Source organism: Ruegeria sp. AL2 (assembly GCF_056540845.1).
In genome coordinates, this window is sequence record NZ_JBQFXM010000008.1 from 60,596 (window position 1) to 79,536 (window position 18,941).

General features: G+C 54.5%; 13 protein-coding genes and 2 tRNA genes. 1 reads left to right on the forward strand and 14 read right to left on the reverse strand.

From position 1 onward, the window contains the following. Window positions 1-370 precede the first annotated feature (370 nt). The 13 genes from ACR0ID_RS11960 to ACR0ID_RS12020 form a co-directional block, all read right to left on the reverse strand. Window positions 371-1,390 (reverse strand): glycosyltransferase family 2 protein, encoded by a 1,020-nt coding sequence (locus ACR0ID_RS11960; protein ID WP_480519842.1) that lies wholly within the window; start codon window positions 1,388-1,390, stop codon window positions 371-373. 206 nt (window positions 1,391-1,596) lie between these two features. Continuing rightward, entirely contained in the window at window positions 1,597-2,703 is a 1,107-nt protein-coding gene (locus tag ACR0ID_RS11965) for a peptidoglycan-binding protein LysM (RefSeq protein ID WP_480494212.1), read from the reverse strand. 43 nt (window positions 2,704-2,746) lie between these two features. Further along, window positions 2,747-4,009, reverse strand: a complete 1,263-nt coding sequence (locus ACR0ID_RS11970) for a type 2 periplasmic-binding domain-containing protein (protein WP_480477122.1) — start codon at window positions 4,007-4,009, stop codon at window positions 2,747-2,749. 21 nt (window positions 4,010-4,030) lie between these two features. Continuing rightward, complete coding sequence (locus tag ACR0ID_RS11975) at window positions 4,031-4,813, reverse strand: PP2C family protein-serine/threonine phosphatase (RefSeq protein WP_480477124.1); 783 nt, start codon at window positions 4,811-4,813, stop codon at window positions 4,031-4,033. 3 nt (window positions 4,814-4,816) lie between these two features. After that, complete coding sequence (locus ACR0ID_RS11980; RefSeq protein ID WP_480605670.1) at window positions 4,817-5,833, reverse strand: FHA domain-containing protein; 1,017 nt, start codon at window positions 5,831-5,833, stop codon at window positions 4,817-4,819. A 201-nt stretch (window positions 5,834-6,034) separates the two neighbouring features. After that, entirely contained in the window at window positions 6,035-8,206 is a 2,172-nt protein-coding gene (locus tag ACR0ID_RS11985; protein WP_480605673.1) for a serine/threonine-protein kinase, read from the reverse strand. Between the two features lie 331 nt (window positions 8,207-8,537). Next, window positions 8,538-9,824 carry a dynamin family protein gene (locus ACR0ID_RS11990; RefSeq protein ID WP_480605675.1) on the reverse strand — a complete coding sequence of 429 codons (1,287 nt, stop codon included), beginning with the start codon at window positions 9,822-9,824 and terminating at the stop codon, window positions 8,538-8,540. Continuing rightward, window positions 9,821-11,863 carry a dynamin family protein gene (locus ACR0ID_RS11995; protein WP_480605678.1) on the reverse strand — a complete coding sequence of 681 codons (2,043 nt, stop codon included), beginning with the start codon at window positions 11,861-11,863 and terminating at the stop codon, window positions 9,821-9,823. Before ACR0ID_RS11995 ends, ACR0ID_RS11990 begins: the two co-directional genes overlap by 4 nt. A 69-nt stretch (window positions 11,864-11,932) precedes the next feature. Next, complete coding sequence (locus ACR0ID_RS12000; protein ID WP_480605680.1) at window positions 11,933-12,799, reverse strand: hypothetical protein; 867 nt, start codon at window positions 12,797-12,799, stop codon at window positions 11,933-11,935. A gap of 23 nt (window positions 12,800-12,822) precedes the next feature. After that, the gene (locus tag ACR0ID_RS12005; protein ID WP_480605683.1) at window positions 12,823-13,224 is read right to left on the reverse strand and encodes a hypothetical protein; all 402 of its coding nucleotides are present in this window, start codon (window positions 13,222-13,224) and stop codon (window positions 12,823-12,825) included. A gap of 46 nt (window positions 13,225-13,270) precedes the next feature. Further along, window positions 13,271-15,013, reverse strand: coding sequence for a dynamin family protein (locus ACR0ID_RS12010; RefSeq protein WP_480554907.1), 1,743 nt, complete (start codon window positions 15,011-15,013; stop codon window positions 13,271-13,273). Between the two features lie 8 nt (window positions 15,014-15,021). Continuing rightward, window positions 15,022-17,034, reverse strand: a complete 2,013-nt coding sequence (locus tag ACR0ID_RS12015) for a dynamin family protein (RefSeq protein ID WP_480519860.1) — start codon at window positions 17,032-17,034, stop codon at window positions 15,022-15,024. A gap of 2 nt (window positions 17,035-17,036) precedes the next feature. After that, window positions 17,037-17,528, reverse strand: coding sequence for a hypothetical protein (locus tag ACR0ID_RS12020; protein WP_480494206.1), 492 nt, complete (start codon window positions 17,526-17,528; stop codon window positions 17,037-17,039). Between the two features lie 768 nt (window positions 17,529-18,296). On the opposite strand from ACR0ID_RS12020, the gene ACR0ID_RS12025 reads away from it, so the two are divergent. Next, window positions 18,297-18,381: transfer RNA gene (locus tag ACR0ID_RS12025), tRNA-Leu, on the forward strand. A gap of 370 nt (window positions 18,382-18,751) precedes the next feature. Here ACR0ID_RS12025 and ACR0ID_RS12030 read toward each other — a convergent pair. Continuing rightward, window positions 18,752-18,828, reverse strand: a tRNA-Pro gene (locus ACR0ID_RS12030). Window positions 18,829-18,941: the final 113 nt, after the last annotated feature.

Below are 18,941 nucleotides of genomic sequence, written 5' to 3' on the forward strand. Positions count from 1 at the left end.
GATCCTTTGCCTGTTCAAAACACGGAAAGGGACCGGCACAGTTGTGCGGTCCCTTTTTTGTATCGTCGACACTGTCACGGAAAGTGGGTCGAGAAAAGTATTATTCATTTTCAATGCTTTATAATGAATTTGTTTGTACTTACGGGATTCCCCTAATAGCACGGCAGCTCTGACTGTTTTAAACCTTGGATAACACAGAATTTCACTGGTGATGCCTCAGGGCCTTATCACTCACTCAGAGAATGACCAGCATTTGGGGTGCTGGTCATTTCATTTTGGTTCTCAGAATTTGCTGGGCAGCCAAGCAGTTCAACCATGGTTGAACACGAACACTATATCGAGTGCTCACAATTATACTGGAGATTGGGTCTTAGCCAACGCGCCGGGGTTCTGGGTTGGCAATCGGCGTCTGTGTTCTTTTCGTTCCGTACGCTGCAACACCTTTGTGTCGCAGATAAGACAGGCGACGCGCCTCACGCCGGGCAAGTGCCAGAGATTCTAGGATCAGCGCGCACACGATTGACAGCATGGTTCCGACAAAACCGGATACCGCGACAACCAAGGACGGAATTCGGTCAACCAAGCCAGTTTCCAAAAACTCGCGGAAAACCGATACGAATACGGACAGCGAAGGTAAGAATATCAACAATGCCAAAGACAGGAAGAACGCGATTGGCTTTTCGTCTTTGATCAAAAGGCCAATCATTTTGAGAATTCGCCACCCATCTGAATATGTGGCCAGTTTGGAGTTCGAATCCGGAAGCCGTGAGACATATTTTGTCTCTACTTCTCCAATCGGCATACGCATCTGCATCGCGTGCACTGTAAGTTCAGTTTCAATTTCGAAACCGTTGGAAACCGCTGGAAAGCTTTTGACAAAGCGTCTGCTGAAAACACGATAACCGGACAGCAGGTCGTTGATTTTGCTGTTAAAGAAGAATTTCACCAGTCCGCTGAACAAGGCGTTTCCAAACTTATGACCCCTACGATAGGCTTGAATGTCCTCGTTAACACGCGCGCCATTAACCATATCAAGGTTTTGCGAGACCAGCAGATTAATCATGTCAGGTGCTGCCATACTGTCGTAGGTCGCATCCCCGTCTGCCATAACGTAGACATCCGCATCTACGTCAGCAAACATCCTGCGGACAACGTTGCCTTTACCCTGATATGTTTCAGAATAGACCAGCGCGCCAGCGTCTTGCGCCATTCTGGCTGAGCCGTCCGTGGAATTGTTGTCGAATACGTAGATTACCGCCTCCGGCAGGGCGGCGCGGAACTGCTTGACAGTTTCACCAATGGCAATCGCCTCATTGTAACACGGTAAGATAACAGCAACCTCCAGCCCCGGCCATGACGCCCGTGTCAGAGATCCGTTTCTTAATTTCAAGGCAGCCTGTATCATACGTAACTCAAGCTCGCTCGGGTGTGTCATTTGAAGGAAAATTGCACTTCATTCCCAAGATGCTGCGCGCATGAGGCATTTCTGAAGCAGATAAATGGCCGAATTTTGGCATCCGATTGAAACGCCCTGATAATTCAAAAAAAATGGGCCGGTTCAAGTACCGGCCCCAAAGTTTCAGCTGAACCAAGGGATCAGTTCGAAGCCGCGTTCAACTTTGCGTTTTGCTCACGCAGCGTATCCGAGATGATCGCGTACCATTCACCGGATTGACGCATTTCGATCAGACCCTTGTTCATCATCGCGATGTATTCGCGCGCGAACGGGTTGGTGCGATGCGCAAGGAAGCTCATCGACGACAGTGTAGACACATAGGGGTTCTCAACGATGTCAGCCGAAGTCAAACCCATGTCTTTCATTGTCGATGCGAACAGATCAACTTCGAATGCCGCAACATCTGCGGTTCCGGTCAATACAGCGTCAAGGCAATCACGGGCCGAGCTCGGTTGAACCACAGTCGTGTTCTCGCGGTTCAGTCCCTGTTCTTCCAGAACAACCATGCTCCAGCCTGCCATACGGCAAATAGTCGAACCTTCTAGGTCCTTGAAGCTGGTCGCGCTTGCGTATTCGCTTTCCGGCAGTGTGAAGAAGCCACCGACGATATCGTAAACCGGGACGGAAGCTACGAATTGAGTGCAGCGAGCTTCGGTTTCCGGGGACCATTCGTATGTACGATTGGTACAATCCGGAACGGTCCATGCAATTGAAATATCAAAGGCACCAAGCGGCAACAGTGTATCCAGATGCGAACTCCAGTCGTCGACAAAGCTGACTGAATACTCACGGCTGTTTCCGGCCCGCTGAAGGCTGGTCGTTGCCAGGCGGGTCATGATGCCCCCGCCGTTCAGAGATTCGGTTGTGAACGGTTCCCATCCGTTACCCGCCACCATCTTGATCGGCGGCGCATAGACATTCGAGCGCTTGACGCTGGCTGCGCGCTTTTCTTCAGCAGCGATGATTTCCTGCGCGCTTTGGCCGTTCGGCAGGCTGCCGTCTTCACAGGGTAGGGCCAGCACCAGCCCAGGATTAAGAGACCCCGGGTTTGTGATAGCGTTCCTGTTCGCGTTGAAGATCGGCTGGTAGTTCGAGGTGCCATAGGCGGCGATGGCGATGGTTGCCAACGTGTCGCCGTCTTGCACTGTATAGTTTGTACACGCTTCCTGTGCAGCGGCCGCACCCGCGCTCAGAGCTGTGATGGCGGTTGCCGACAGCACTAGTTTCTTAATCTTCTCGTTAAACATTTCCACTTCCTCCAGACTTTTGTTTGTCAGGCCAAACATGGCCTTATCCATTTTCCATTTGATGGCGCAGGGCGGTCGAAACGATGTCGCGCCATTCGCCAGACTGCTGCATGATTGCCAGACCCTGATTCAGCGTCTCCAAGATCGCTTCCCCATCAGGATTATCTTTATGGGTCATGACATTAAGCGACTTGATCGCCGCCAGGTTGGGGTTTTCGATAATCCGGTGTTTATAGCCAAGCCGCGCGATGGCTTCCTCGGCCAGATGCGCCTCGATTGCCACGATATCGGCGGTTCCGTTCATCACTGCGTGAAAGCAGTCGTCGGGCGAGGTGGGCCGCAGCAACTTGATGACGGGTTCGTAAAGGCTCACCGCATCCATATGAGACAGCGACCAGCCTTCCGGGCGGCAGATCGTTGTTCCGGCAAAGTCGGCATATGTCAGCGTTTGTTCGTATCCCGATCCGTCGCGAGCAAAGAATGTATCCACGACCTCGTAGAACGGGTTCGAGAAATTGTAGGTCTCACACCGATTGCGGTCGCTTTCGGACAGCGCTTCTGCATCTTCGCAATTTGGGCGCGACCAGGGGAAAGTGCCATCAAAAGCAAGTGTTGGCATCAACAGATCCAGATGCGACGACCAATCGTTCACGAACTGAATTTTATACGCTTGTTCTGGCGCGGCCCGCAGCATCGCTGTCTCAACCAGTTGCGTATAAAGCCCCCGGTTGGGCAGCGCTTCGTCTGTAAACGGAGCGTAATTGCCGCCGGTGATCAACAGCAACTGACGATCACGAATTTCAGGGCGCGTTTCAGCGTTAGCATTTCTGATCAGTGCGGCGGCTTCCGAGCGGGCTGCCTCAATCTCTTCTTTTGCTGCGGCACGTGCAGCCACGACCGCATCTTCACTCGCCTTCTTTGCTTCAGCTTCTGCCGCTGCAACGCGGGCTTCCGCTTCGGCCACGGCTTTTTCCGCGCGTTCTTCGGCAGCTTTTACCAGTTCCGAGGCCATTTCCGCTGCCAGGCGTCCTGCTTCCGTGTCGGGCAGCTCAGGTGCGCGCCCGACATCTTCCAGACATGGCAGATTTAAAACGTCACCAATACGAATGATATTGGGGTTTGTGCCGATAACATCCCGGTTCGCATCGTAGATTGGCCGAAAATCTTCGGTCGCGTAAACTCGGATTGCCAATTCCCGCAGGCTGTCGCCGCGCTGAATCTCGTAGCTTGAACATGCCTCTTGCGCTGACGCCGCGCCGGTGGCGGCGGCAAGGGCAAGGCTTGATATGATAAGGTGTTTTCTCATGGGTCCTGTTGCTTTGCCTGGTTATTTTCTGGTAAGTTTCGCGACTGCGATCGACAGATTGTCTTGATCGGGATCGTCCTTGGCCTGCACAGCCAGTTGCAAGGCTTCGGCGATTTCCTGTGCCAGATCTTGCTGGTGTTCACGCAGAATTTCCTGAATCTCAGCGTCGCTGAGATACTGAAGCCCGTCACTGCCAAGGATCAGAATATCAGCGGGTGACACGATCAGCGGGTCTTCTGGGCAATCCACTTTTGGAATGGCACCCCCCATGATCACCGACGTCAGTTGGTTTCTGTCCAATCCCCGTGCTTCAGCTTCCGAAAGCTCACCCGCGGCCAGTTTTGCGTCGATCACGGGGGCCATCGAGTGGTCTTCGTTCACCTGTGTCAACCTGCCTTCGCGGAACAGGTAAAGGGGGCTGTCTCCGATCGATATCCTGAACACACGCTGACCCAGAAAGAGGACACCCAACAAGGTGGAGCCCATGTTGAAACCCTGGCCCTGTGCCTCGTTATGGTCGGATATCGCTGCATTGGCTTGCATGGCTGCCAACGGCAGCGCGTCAATTGCGGCTCCTTCGTTTAAGGTATCGGCTTCTAGCTCGCTATCCAGCGCGTTCCGCCAGGCGGTAATCACCATTTCTGAAGCCACTTCGCCCGCCTCGTGGCCACCCATACCGTCAGCGATCGCAATATAGCCCGCGTCCGATGCATCGAACATGCGCGCAGCAATCGCGTCTTCCTGCGTTTCCCGCTGACCCTGGTTCAGGATCAGCGCAACATCATATGCCGGAGTCGCCAGCATCTATCAGGAATCCCGCCAATCAAAACCTTCATCGCAGAAGGCCATAAATCGGATTGAGGTTTCACTGATGCGGATCAGATCACCGCTGGAGAGCGCGATTGTGCTCAGAACGGGTTTACCATTCAGGCGAACAAGGTTGGCTTTTCCGCCATGCCCCAGATAGCATTTTCGATCTTCGGGGTCATAAGCAATAACGGCGTGGTTCGAACGTGAAATACCTGTGTCGCCGAAATCCAGTTGGATCGCCTGGTCATCGTTTCGACCGATTTGCATCAGGCCTTCGGTCAGGGTGATGCTGGCGCCCCGTCCGGGACCTGCCGTCACCACCAGCCAACCAACCGGGAATGTTTCCTGAGCGGCTTGGGTTTTTGAGACGGGTTCTGTTGTTTCAATCAATTCCTGAACATGCGTGTCCGCACGCTCAAACCCAAGGAACGTTGTTTTGACCCGCGAGCGACGGTCTTCGGCCGGGGCGGCAGGCGTGGGTTGAGTCTGTACGGCAACCTCTTCTACCAATGCCGGTTCTTGCACGGATGGGGCTGCAACCTCAGCTTCCACCGCTTCCGGCGCGCTCATTTCCGCTACATCCAGAGTCAGCGTATCTTCATCCGGTGTTTCGGCAGGTTGGTCGGCTACATGCAAAGTGATGATATGATCGTCCGAGATTTCGTCATCGTCGGGGTCGGCCATCAAGTTCTTGGTATCTTGGTCGTCCTCGTCAATTGCATCTTCAACGAAGATGGACACTTCAACCGGTTCTTCCGCGTTTTCAGCCGCAACTTCGTCGAATTCCGGCATCTTCTCTTCAGGGATAAGCTCGTCTGTTTCTTCGTAAGAGTCAGACGTCATGTTTCCACCGGCCAGTGCGGCGCGCAGCGCGTTGAAGTCCGCGATAGGCTCCTGCTTTACCGTTTCAGGCACAGCGCTGTCTGCTGCATGAGCATTTTCAGCTACATCATCTTCTTTGGATTTGCCGGCACCTTCGAGAAGCCGGCTCAGAGGGCTTTTGTATTTGAACATGGTGTCGACACCTTCGAATTGTTGCCACGGACCTTTTGTGCCATGGGGCTGCTACCTAACCCTGCGTGGAACAACGCAGAGACACTCAATTGAAAACATGGAAACTGGTACTCTCTGCGGCGGGCCGGTTCCCGCCGGGCGGCAAACTGAACGCCGCCCTCAGTAAACACACACTGGCAGATCAAAAATGAACCGGTCAGATCACTCCTGCGCTAGCTGCATGGTCGCAGCTACTTCAGCACCGTTGCGCAACACGGTCAGCTTTGCCTCTGGCTGACTGTCGGAAACCAGCGCAGCCAGCATGCCATCAATGCTTTCGGACTCATCCAATGTCATGCCGGTCTGGCTTTCGCTCAACAGAACATCGCCTTTTCGCAGGCTACCCGTCGCCTCGGTCGGAACCGAGCTCACTTTTGTTTGCCACCCTTCACTTCCCGAGTTGCTGACTGTGAACGAGTAACCGTTCTCCAATCCTACCGAGCGCAGCACAGGCAATGCCAGCAGGCCATTCTGCGCGCGGGTCTTTCCAAGCGGCCGGTAGCGGGCTGCAACCCGTGTAAAGCCATCTGGGTCGACGCTCAGCTTGTCCAGGACTTGCGCTGCGAAAGAGATGTCCTGACGAACCGGGTTGCCGTTCAGAGTAAAGATCACAACTCCGGTTTCCACCCATTCGCCGATAACGCTCATGTCCTGATTGGCGTCCACACCGGTAACCGCAATAGTTGCACCTGTTGCGGTGCGGCGGCGGGACGTCTGGAAGGGGATTTCAACATCCCAATGGTGAAAAGATACCTGTTGTTCGGCTGGAGTGCCGGAAGCAACGTCAGCATCTGGTTCGGCAACAGCCACCGCAATCTCTTGTTCTGCAGGCTGCTCCTGAACACCGGCCGTCTCGGTAGATTCGGACGCTATTTCTGTGGCGGTTGGTTCCGCAGGTTCAACTTGCGCCTGCTCGACAGGCTCTTCTGGTTCAGGTTGTTGCTCTGAAGCGACCGCGACTTCGGGTTCAGGTGTTTCCGCCACGGGTTCTTCCACCGCGGGCGGTTCTGCTTCGGCAGTTTGTGTGGTTGCTTCAGGTAGCGTCGCCGTAACCTCAGCTTGTTCTTCACCTTTGTCGCCGGACATCACGAAGAAACCGCCTGCAGCCAACGCTGCCACAAGCACTGCTGCACCAGCGATCATCTTGCCGCTGCCACCGGATCCGCTCTGAACCACGGTATCAACTGCGACCGGTGTTTCCGCTTTTGCAGAAATCTTTGCCATCTCGGGTTCATTCTTTTTTTCGTTTTCGCGAACAATGTCCGAGTTCCCGGCGAGCAGAGCCGTCACAACCGCTTCGGCATTTTCGCTTTCGGCCTTGATCCGCGCCTTTTCTTCTTCCTTGTCCATGCGATCCATGCCGACAATCACAGAAACCGGGCGATAGGCGAATGTATCGAACATCACGCCAGGTCCGCGGAACATGCGCAGCCAATCCAAGGCTGTCTGCAAACGGTCCGTTGCGTGCACTTCCATTGCCTTGTCGATTGCTTCGAGGAATCCATCGGGGTATCCGTCAAAGCGGCCCGCCAAGGGTGCATAAGGGTCGTCCTGCCCGTTGTTGAACGCATTCAGGCGGCTTTGACCGTCGACCGGGCGTTCGCCACTGATCGCATGGTAAAGGGTTGCAGCCAAAACATAGAGGTCACTGCTGGGCCCTTGTTCAGCACCACGGACGTAAAACTCATGCGGCGAATACCCGTCTTTTATGACGCGTAGGGTCAACAATGCGGCCGACTTGTTTGCGGCTTGCTCACGCGCGGCACCGAAATCGATCAGAACCGGGTTTCCGTTCTCGTCAATCAGGATGTTGTCGGGAGAAATGTCACGGTGCAGCATCCCGCTTTGGTGGATGAACGACACCGCGGACAGCATCTTTTCCGTTACCTGTACTATAAAGTCAGGGCCGCCGACGTTTTCCGGATTTTCAACATAGTCCAGCAGGTCGCAACCGCGGATCAGATCCATCGCGATATAGGCGGTATCGTTGTCTTCGAACACTTGATGCACGTCGACAATATTCGGGTGCACCAGACGTGCATGATTGCGGGCTTCCTGAATAAACAGGTCGATAATGGCGCGCAGATCGTCTTTGTAAGACGGGTCGTTCGGCTCAACCTGGTCCCCGTTGCGACGGCACAATGCACCGGGGAAGCATTCCTTGATCACGACATCGCGCTCAAGGCTGTCGCGCGCAAGATAGGTGATCCCAAATCCGCCATTGCTGAGATACCGGATAATCTCGTACTGACCGCGCAACAGCTTTGCGCCCGGTTGCAGTCCTTCAATCTTTGGTTCGTCGTGCGTTGCACCGACAGCCTGGTTGTGGCTCATTTCAATCCGCCCGTTCTACTCATTTTGCGGCTTTATTTAACAGGGCCGGCAGCCCACGAACTCACAACCAAAAAACAACCGCAGGACACTTAAGAACGGTTAGACGTTTCAAATTTGACTTTAATGGGGCCGCCTGATGGCTTCACTAAGGATCGTTTTTTTGAATATGGCATATATAGTTTGTCTACTACATGCAAATACTACATATTGGCTAAAGGGGTGGGGAAAACGAAAACTGATGACCCCAAACAGGTCTGTTGGTCTACGAATTCGAAACAATAAAGGGCCAATTCTTCGGCCCTTCGAATCGCTTCAATCCTGATGGAAAGTGCTAGGTCCCGGTTTTGGATTGTGCTGCGGCAACGGTACTGCCAGCCCAGGCAAGGTTATCACCAAGCTGCACAAGTATGTTGATTGCGTCTTTCAAAGGCGCATCGCCGCTTTCAAACTGAAGCAACAATAACAAGTCAGTCGCTTTTTCAAACTCGGCCGGAACCCAGTCAGCATCCGGATCGATTTCGCCACCTTGGTCCAACCGTTCCGCGAAATCTTCGACGATTTCCTGGCAGCTTTGCAAAAAGGCCGCGGGTTCGATGGCAGCGGTGTCACGCAGATCTTCATAAATGCTGGCAATAGCTGCCAGCCAGTCTTCAAGAATGGGGTTGTTCAGTGGCGGAAGGGCAGACCCCAGCGTTGACTGCATTGACGCAGCATCGTTGACGGTCGGTTCCGGCTCTGGCCCTTTCAATGTTTCCAGGAATGGCAGAAACTCGTGCTTCAGATCCTTCCGGGCAGCGCCAAGGTCACTGCGCCGCCGGTCAGACGCCGCATCAAGGACCTTTTCCGCGAGTTCCTGGCCACCACAGTTTTCCCAAAGATTGAAATCTGGTTCCGGCTCTTGAGCCATGGCGCGCACCGCGACGGGCGTGCCAATTGGGACCACAGCGCGAAACAGTCCCTCTTTCTCTTTGTTCAATCGGGCCAGTACCCGATCCAGAGCGGCCTGCACCGGGGGCAGATCAGCATGTGTGACCGCCAGCAGGCTGTTGGCTCTTAGCTCGGGCGGCACCTGCGCCCACAAATGCCGTTCGGTTTCGCGCCATGCGCTTGTGCCATTGGTGCACCAGATGGCACAGTCGACGAATTTCAGCAGGTCCAGTGTCTGTTTGTATGTATCATCCAATGCGCCAGAGCCGGGAAGATCGAACAGCGATATCTCTTTGAGAGCAGGTGTGTTCAATCCAACCGAAATAAAATCCGGCTCATCCGCAGCGGCCTTTTCCAGCGCGATGCCAGAGTATGTCTTGGGTTCCCTGTTCCACCAGCCGACAGTCGTCTCGGGCGTATCCGCGTAGGCAACGATGACAAGCGGCAGCTTCAGATGCTGCGGCCCGGTTGGAAGGATATCCGCCCCTGCCAGCATATTCGCAAGGCTTGACTTGCCTGCTCCGAACTCCCCGGCGAAACCGATGTTGACCGCGTTGGACAGGCGTTCTGCGTGGGCGAGGGCCCGCGTGCGCATATCCTCCAATTTCGGGTCCGACGACAATTTTTCTGTCGCTGTCAGAAAGCGCTCCAGCTGCCGCACTTCCTGTTCGGTTCCGGGAAACTCAATCATTCCGCAGCCTCTGCCTGTCGTTCGTCCACGTTGTTTGTTCCAAAGACACTTTCCAACTCGTCGGTAATACGGCGCGCCCGCTCGAACGCAGCTTGTGCTTTCGCCTGAGCATTCAACTCACCCGCCCCGGAACGGTGCTCAAGATGGCCTGCCAAAAGAGCCAAGTAATGATCCAGAACGGTTTTCAACCGGTCCAGCAGGTTTTCGCGTGTTGTGTCGATCAGGTCATCGCCAATCAACTCGAATTCCTGCACGATCATGCGCTCGGCCCGCGTCACAACACTGTTGCGCGATATCAGACGCGACAACCAGTTTACACGCAGCTCAACCGTAATGCCACGGGTTAGCGCAGTGGTGTCCGGGCGGAACCAACGTACCGCACTTGTGTTCATGCGATTGTCGACCGGCTCCTGCCACCCCGGCAGTGCCCGTAAAGCGGCGTTGCATTGCATGTCGATCGCGTAAAGTTCGCTTAGCATGCGTTGGCGAACCACTTGCGAGGCGCCTTGCACCAGCTCGCGCATGTGTTCGCGCAGTGGTGAGAAATTCAACTCGGTCGCGCCACCTTTGGCAAGCAATGGGGATTGTCCTTCAGGCCCGCGCACCACAACAAAGACAGACTCGGACACCGTGTCATCCATAACCCCACGCAGGTTTGACAGAACGTCGTCCATGTCCCTGACAATGTCCTGCGTTTTGTCCGCAATCAGTTTGCGCAGATTGCCCAGCGTCTTGTCGCTGTCCTCAGCGCTGTGCGCACCCGCGCTGCCTTCATCTTGCAGAGCACGAAGATGTACCTGGGATCGCTCCAGTTCGCCACGCGCGAAGCTGTCGAGATGCTGCCACGCCATCCGCAACTGTTCGTTTATCGGCCCCTCCGTCAACGCCTGAGTGACATGGCGTCGTAAGTCGGGCAAGCCTGACGCGATCATAGCGGCAAACCGCAAGACAGCCTCACGGCTGATGGGCCCCGGTCCTTGTTTGATCTCTGCCACACCGTTCAGGTATTGTTGCATCTGTTCCGGGTGCGCCCGCAACCACGCCAGAATATGATCGTGATTCACACCGGTTTCATCGCCGGTCAGCGCATAATGCGCCCATTGTGCGCTGCCCATCAGGACATCGATATTCGAAGTACCCAAAGCTTTTTCCAGCCCGTCTACAACATCCAGACGCACCTTTGCCGCATCTTCGGCCCCGCCGCCCAATTCATCGACACGGTTGATGAAGACAACGATCTGTCCAAGTTCCAGTGCCTGCATCAGCCGGAACAGTTTCAGGTCCGCACGCGACAACGCCTGATGCGCTGAAAGAACCACCACAAAGAAATCGGATTCTTTGAGATACTGGCGGGAAATCTCCTCACGGATAAGCAGGGGGTCATTTACTCCGGGCGTATCGGTGACGGTCAGAGGGAATGGGAAATGTCCGATGTCAAAATAGACCTCGGCCTTGCGCGTGATGTCGCTGTAAAGTCCGCGATCACTGCCGGGGTCAACTGTCCCATCTTCTGCGGGGTCGTCCCCAGCGCACACGTAACGCGCCAGATCATCGGATGTCAGTTGATCCAGATCGTGATGTTGACCCAACAGCTGTTCATAACTGTCCCCCAGTCGCCGACGCGCCCGGGTCTTCATGGCTTCGACCTGCTCTTCGATCATCTCGCGCTTGTAGCTGTCCTCGTCATCCGGGAACATGTTGCGCAACTCTTCGCCTTCGGCGATCAGTGATTGCCACTGATAGTTGTCGAAGAAATGGAACTCGGCTCCTTCGGTTCGACCGTTCGGGTGCCCGAAATGCATGTCGGTGATCACGGTCGTCCAGGGGTTCACGTCCGACGGCAGGTATTCTGCCTGACCGGTGAAGCCGTTGATCAAGCGCGACTTTCCTGCTTTGATTTGTCCTACAAAGGCAACTGACGGTTTCAGTTTCCCCAGATCACCAATGATGCGCGATATGAACTGACGTGTTTCGTCGTTGCTCGTCCCGTTCATGTCTTCTGCGATGCGAATAAGCTCGCGACGATGTGTTTCACTCATTACTCTTTACCCTGACTACAAAAAGACAACGCATTGAATTAGTCGAAAATTTTAATGCTTTAGGGGTAGTCATTCCTCAACCTCCCCCAAAGATGTCCACAGATTAATGACCGCCCCAAGTTTGCGGGCATCGTGGATGGCCACAGCAATCTGCTCGTTATCGCTCAGAACTGCCATGCCCGCACCCTTACCACCCGATGGCCGTATGACGATCAGATGTGGGCCTTCGAATTCGTCCCGGGTGTCGTTGTTCCAACCAGCAAGATCCGAAACAAAACGTGTCAAAATCTCTTGATTGGGGTGCATTCCCTCGGAAGGTTTGCAGGTTCCTTCGAAAGCCAGCGCAGTGTTTTCCATACTATCCACAAGGACACGACCTGTGGCAAAGCGTGCAGCCCCGTCAAAAAACTGTTGTGCCAAGGAGTTGCCCGACTCTGCTACCGGGGCAGGGCTGTTGTCTGAAGATTTTTCAACATCGGGAACGACAGACACGATGGGCTCAGAGGAAAGCTCAATTCCGGCGCAGGCATTCTCGATCTCACTCAAGGTGATACCAACATCATCAGCCTCCAGCGACGAGGCGGGTTTTCCAGACATCAGTTCCAGTGGGGCAGGGGCGGCTGAAATGTCTGAAATCAGTTGGGCCAGTTTGTCGACCAGCGCGGTACGTGATTCCGTTTCGAAACCTGGGATCTGCCCGGACGGCACCTGAAACACATCCGTGATCCGGGAGCTGTTCACTTCGATCTTCAGGCAGCTTCCGTTTGCCGCGGTCAGCTCCAGTCGCCGGGGTAATATTGTTCCGCGAATGAAACGCAGTACAGCCGCGCGACGGGCTGTTGCAGTTTCACCGGGGACAATCACCGTCGGAGACAGGCGCGCAACCGAAGACCGCCCGATATCTTCGAGCATGTCGAGAATGTCTGTGTCCATCATACCGTGACCCCCTCTGGTCCCGTTCAGACTGCGGCCGCAACCGGCTTGAGGCTGAGATGCGATTTCGTGAGTGCCAGTCCCACATTCGCGCTGTTGCGGCAGATATAGCAGACCACATGATCAGGATATTCCTGGGTCCGCAAAAAGATGTTCAATCGGTCTTTTGAAAACACCGCGATTTCCCCGAACCCGGCGTTTTCCTCATCAGTGTTTCCGGCCTCGTGCAAGAGCGCTTCAAATGCAGCGACACCACGCCCCTGAAACAGATTGGCCACTGCGATTGCCAAAGTGTCCAGCGATTCAGCGCAACCGGAATCAGAGACACTGCTGCCCAAAAGCATGCCGGTCTCCATGTCGATATACCCGGCTGCGATGCAGTCGGGTATTGTTTCAATCGCGGTGTTCAATGCATCCTGAATGGACATTTAACTCTTTATCGTCCTTTTTCTCAGCGCCTTGATTAAGGCATCCTTACAAAACATGCCATTCTGCACTGCTGTTTTCTTTTGACTTTGGAATGGCTTGCAGGGCGTGTTTGGAATGTTTCGCACTATATTCAACTGCGATCTGGTCAAATTCGGCAAGAAAGGCCTTGAATACGTTCTGAAGCCCGTCTGCGTCCTTTGGCAGCTCTTCGTTGTTTGTGATTTCCCGCCACATATCCGACGCGCTAAGGGGCGACTCGATTGCGGATTCCGGAAGATTAATGCGCGGTTCGTGACTGATATTGCGGGCTTCTTCCTCGACTGAGGCCACGACTTCTATTAAACCGTTTGTCTCAGGCTCAGGTTCGTAATCCTCGGCGTTGTTCTCTGGCTGAGCCGCCATCAGCGCCGCAATGGAGGATACCGAGACTTCGATACCCCGATCATCACGCGATTCAACTTCCGGCGTGAAAACTTCAATTTCATCCGCTTCGACCGAGGCTTCCCGCAACGTCGTGTTTAAGGAGGTCAGCACGTCATCAACGGACTTGTCGCCCGTTTCAGCATCTGGAGCTTCATCCAGCAGATCGTCCGCATCATCAGCATCGTCGAATTCACCGGACAGGTCGAACTCATCCACGTCTTCTTCCAGACCGGCGACATTCTTCAATTCAAGCGGATCGTTCGCAGTATCCTTGAAGAAGGCACGCAACTCGTCGCTGGTATCGGTTTCATCGAGCATCTGCTCGGGGTCTGATACCATTTCAGCCCGCAGCCGTTCAGCGTCTTCCGGGTTGATCCGAACCCGTTCGCCTTCGTCAAGGCGTCGCTCTACACGGGCTGGCCGGATGGGGAAACTTGTTACGACATTATGATCGTCGGCTCCTGGTCGCTGTTCGTTTTCCAAAGGATTGACCAGCCGCAGAGGAGTAGCTTCGGTGACGTCCGCCAGCGCCTCTCGGTCGTCTGGTTTGCTGGCAGGGCGCAGCGGTTGAACCCTGAATGCGCCGGACTGGCTTTTGTCGATCTGATACCGCGCCAGCTGATCGGCGCGATTGTCCATGATCTGTTCTGTGATTTCCAGAAAACTGTCGATCATCTTGCCGCCACCGCTGCGCGACCACATTTCGGCGTCGCCCGTCTTGTCACGGGCATTGATCGCATCGCGGGCGGAAAACAGAATGGACCGGTTGAAGAGGTGTCCGGCTTCGCGATTGACGCGGCGCAGAACCTTTTGACGATCCTTAAGGTTTAGTGCGTCGGCCCGCGTCACCAACAGCAGCGAGTTGTGTTGCAAGCGGTCCGGCAGAGAAACCCATGTCGCGCGTTCGGTTTCGCGCCAGGCTTGGGTCGCGTGGGTGCACCAAATGACCCCGTTTGCCTGTCCAACTGCCCGCTGCCAGACATCTGTCGAGATCTTGGGGTCCGAAATTCCGGGGGTGTCAATCAGATCGACGGCTTCCAGAATATCCGCCTCAAGGAAGATACGAACGAACTGCGCGTCGTTGACGCCAACAGTCTCAAGCTGATCCAGTTCGATGGGTTCGATGCTTCCGTCATGCCGCTTGATGTATGGTGTTTCACTGCCCCAGCTAAACCAGACCGGTGGTAACTGGGTCGCGGTAACCTGCGTCGGCAAGGTTTGCGTTCGCAGTAAAAAGTTCATCAGTGTGGACTTGCCAGCGCTGAATTCACCCATCAAAGCGAAAACCGGTTTGCGACGGGACCACTGCTCGATACGTTCCCATGCTTTCGGTGAAACAAAGCGTGTTTGTGAATCTTTTGCCATTTTTCTACTTATGCCGCTTCGTTGCTTAGGTCTTTCAGGATGTCACCCAGAATTTCGTCTCGCGATTTCTGAGGTTGCAGGCCCGCCATCGCTGCCGAGGCCTGGCCGGAGTTTTTGTCCGCTGATGATGAGATGCTCAGCAGCGTTTCCTTCTGTTCCCGCATGAAGTCCGCCAGAATAGCGCGGACGTTTTCCAACACTGCCGCTATCTGGTTTTCCTCGATATCCTTGGTGATCGAATTTGCCTCGGACGCGATCAGGCGTGTGTAATCGGCAGCGTATGCCTCAAAGCCTTTGCGCTTTTGCCACCAGCGTCGCCACCAGGTACTTTGCAAGTCCAGGGCAATCGTCCGGCCAATCCCCAATGGTGGTGGAACACGCGGCACGATAGGTGCTTCGATGCTGAACTCGCCCAGATGGTTGCCAAGAATTTTGTGATACAGCGCTTCGACATCTGCAGCCGCAGTTGAGTAGAGCGCCCCGGCATCCTTACGCATTGCGCGGGCAAAACTGAAATAGGCAGCTTTTTGCAGCGTCCTCAAGCCAGCCGGGTCGTATTGCCAGGTGCCTTGCTCGCCATTCATCTCAAGATGCGCGATCAGGGAATCTGTTGCGCGCTTCACAAAGCTTGCCTCGGCCGAGTTCAGGCGCTCCAGTACTTTGTCGCGTAATGCGTTGGTCAGTTCGGCCGCTTTCTTTTCATATTCCGCAGAAACCTTCGCAATCGCATCTTCCGGCGAAACACCATCAAGATCACGCGCGACGCCTTCACCCTCTGACAGAGTCTTTGCCACGGCGGTGGCACGAATCTGGCTGGCAATGTTGCGGGCGCGATGGCGAACCCGGTCTATCAGTCGCGCTCCGGCACCTTCTGCAATACGCTCGTTTATCGCCAGCAGCAGGTCAGGCAATCCGGACAATGCCCAGATTTTGTCAAGCGAGGGTGCCTGATCACCGAATCCAGCAGCGAGATAAAAAGTATTGAGTGCTTCGCGGGATTCCTCGTTCAGAATCTCGGGGTTCCCGGTCAGCGCTGCCTCAGCCCACAAGGCACTGCCGAACACGACACTAGTCTTTGCGTCGATGTTGTTCTGTTTCAGAGTGTCCAGAATCCGGTCGCGGATTTCGGGGACCTGGTTAACCGGGTCTGACAACTCGTCAATCCGGTTCACAAACAAGACGATCTGACGGTTCTCAAATTGGGCGATGATCCGCATCAAGGCCATGTCCATGGTGGTCAGGGCTTGGCTTGCGGCAAGCACCACAACACAGACCTCGGACCCGCGCAGGCTGCGCAGGGTAATCTGTTCACGCACCATGAAGGTATCGTTGACACCCGGCGTATCACAGAGTTTCAGCGCAATCGGGTACTGAGGGATATCCATGTACAACTCGGCCGACTTGGTCACATCTGCAAACCGGCCGGTTTTTGGATTGATATCCGGGTCGTCCTCATCGCCCAGGCACACATATCTTTGGATCAGTTCTTCATCGAAGTGGTCGTATTGGTGGCTTTGGCCAAGTATCAGGTCAAAGTGCTTTCCAAGACGCTCTTCGGACTTTGCTTTCATCTCGCCAATCTGACGGCGAATGTCCTCCATCTCGTCATCTGCACCGGCACGGTTGGCCAACTCGCCCAACCGGCCACCCCCGACCATCAGGTTGTCCCATTCTTCCTGCTCAAAGAAGGTGAACTTGGCCTTGGTATCGCCCGGCGGGCGCGTGTTGATGTTCAGGGTTGTGACGACCGACGTCCACGGGTTCACATCCGACGGAAGCAAAGATGGGCGCCCTGCGAGAATGTTTACAATCGATGATTTGCCCGCTTTTACCTGACCGACCATGGTGATGCTGGCGGTGAAGTTTTCCATCCGGGTCTTGAGTGTTGCCAGACGTGCCGAGGAGCGCGCATCAGCCACCTCAGTCAATTGATCAATCTGCGCCGTCAGTGATGACATTGCCGAAGTCATCGGCGCCAGAGCTTCGTTGCCTACAGACAACAGGTGATCATTGCGCGCCATGCTTAACCTCCGGTTCCCGTAGCAGCGATGCGGGGTTCAAGCGAAGGACGGCCCGTTGGAATTCCTGTCAGGGTGTCGATACGTGCGATCAGGTCCAAAGCGTTGCCCAAAATGTCAGCCTCGGCGCGCGGGCTGATGGTTTCGTAAGCCTTGGCATCAGCCAGCACCTCGATCGAGCTGAAGCGATCGCCGTTTTCAAGGCACGCAACGCGGCGTCCGGTCGGGAAACCTTCGGATTTGACCGCGGGCAATGGCATACGCGCATTGGCCAGCAGGTAGTGGTCGCCGGAATGAGTTCGGAGCGAAATCCCAAAGCCCGTGTTCGGATGGTCCCGGTTCAGGATCTTGAGTTCGCCAAGAAAGCTTTCACGAGCAAAGAAGACAGCCTCTTGCTCGGCAGTAGCGGAGGAATTCAGATCGGTCACAGCAGTAAACCTTGTACTGGAGTTGAGCAGGAAACTCGTACCGGCGCCAAAGTGGCAAAAAAGACTCATTAACTCCTGCTAAACAACAAGACCCTTCAAGGCGGTCTTATTTTGACGTGAATAAGATTTTTTGGCGTTTGAAATGTGGCAGCTTTGTGGTGGAGCACTCTTGAGAATGCCTCAACCTGCGCGGGAATGCCTATGACGCAAGCGCCACTCGGCACCTACAGTGTGAAACCGAGCGGGGACCGGCGGAACACAATTGCTTGCACTTGACGGTACAGGTCATTCGATAATCTGTGTGGCCGTGAAGGGCACCACAGCCGAGTAAGCCATTCTTGTTATTTCAGAAACCTGAAGTCTCTCTCTGAGTTGGAAAGGGTCGCAGATGCGTTTCCTGGGGTGTTGGGGTGGGTAATCCCGCGCTTCGTCCCAAGGATTCAATTATGAGCATGTGAGGGCAGTGAAGGATGATTTCTATATTCGCTATTGGTGATCTAGCAACAGGCTGTCAGCTTGTCTTTTTGGCCTTTGGTCAACGTAAACGAGATATTTCGCAGGCTATCTGGGTCGAAATCTAAACTTCGGCAGGAATGAACAGCTCTTCCAAAATTGCGTGGTCTTTGTCCCTCAGGATATCGGGTTTCACGGCCACTGATGTTCCCATCAGTTTTCCACTGACAAGTCTCTTAGGGCTATACATTTTCATGAGGTACCGTGGTTGCTCAATATCTCATCAGAGGATCTACAAACTTGGCGATACGTGTATTTTACCTCTCGCGCTCGGAAGCAAGCTTTGTTATTGACCGCTTCATTCCAGCGCTGCGGCGCTGAGTTGCGGGTGTGGCGAAATTGGTAGACGCACCAGATTTAGGTTCTGGCGCCGCAAGGCGTGGGGGTTCAAGTCCCTCCACCCGCACCATTTTGATCAACTAAAGTTTTGAAAATATAAGTATTTATAAATTCTATTAGGCTTTAGCCCCCAGTTGGCCCCCAGTTGGCCCCCATGTTCAATCGCTGCTGGATTCCCTGCCTTCGATCCAATCGCGCACCTCTGGTGCCCTCAAAGGTGTGCATCTTTTCCACTGGTGAATCGGGCTTTCCTTATCGGTCAATATGTCCAGAAGAGGTTAAGAATATCGCAGGGATCAAGACTGGAAGATACGAGTTGCTTCTGCCGTATATTGTGGATGTAGATTGCGACAGAGCCAAGTACATCCAGCAGACGAAGCGTTGCGGATATTGTTGCGGTCGATCTGCTAAAAAAGACGCCCTCGGGCGCCTTGTTTTACTGGTCGGAGTGAGAGGATTCGAACCTCCGGCCCCTGCCTCCCGAAGACAGTGCTCTACCAGGCTGAGCTACACTCCGACCGTGGCGGGTGATCTATACGGGGCTTTTCCGATGCGCAAGAGGATTTTGAGAAGCGGTCTTCTGAATCTTCCGTCTTTGAACCGGTATCGGATGGGCTAAGCAGGCCACGC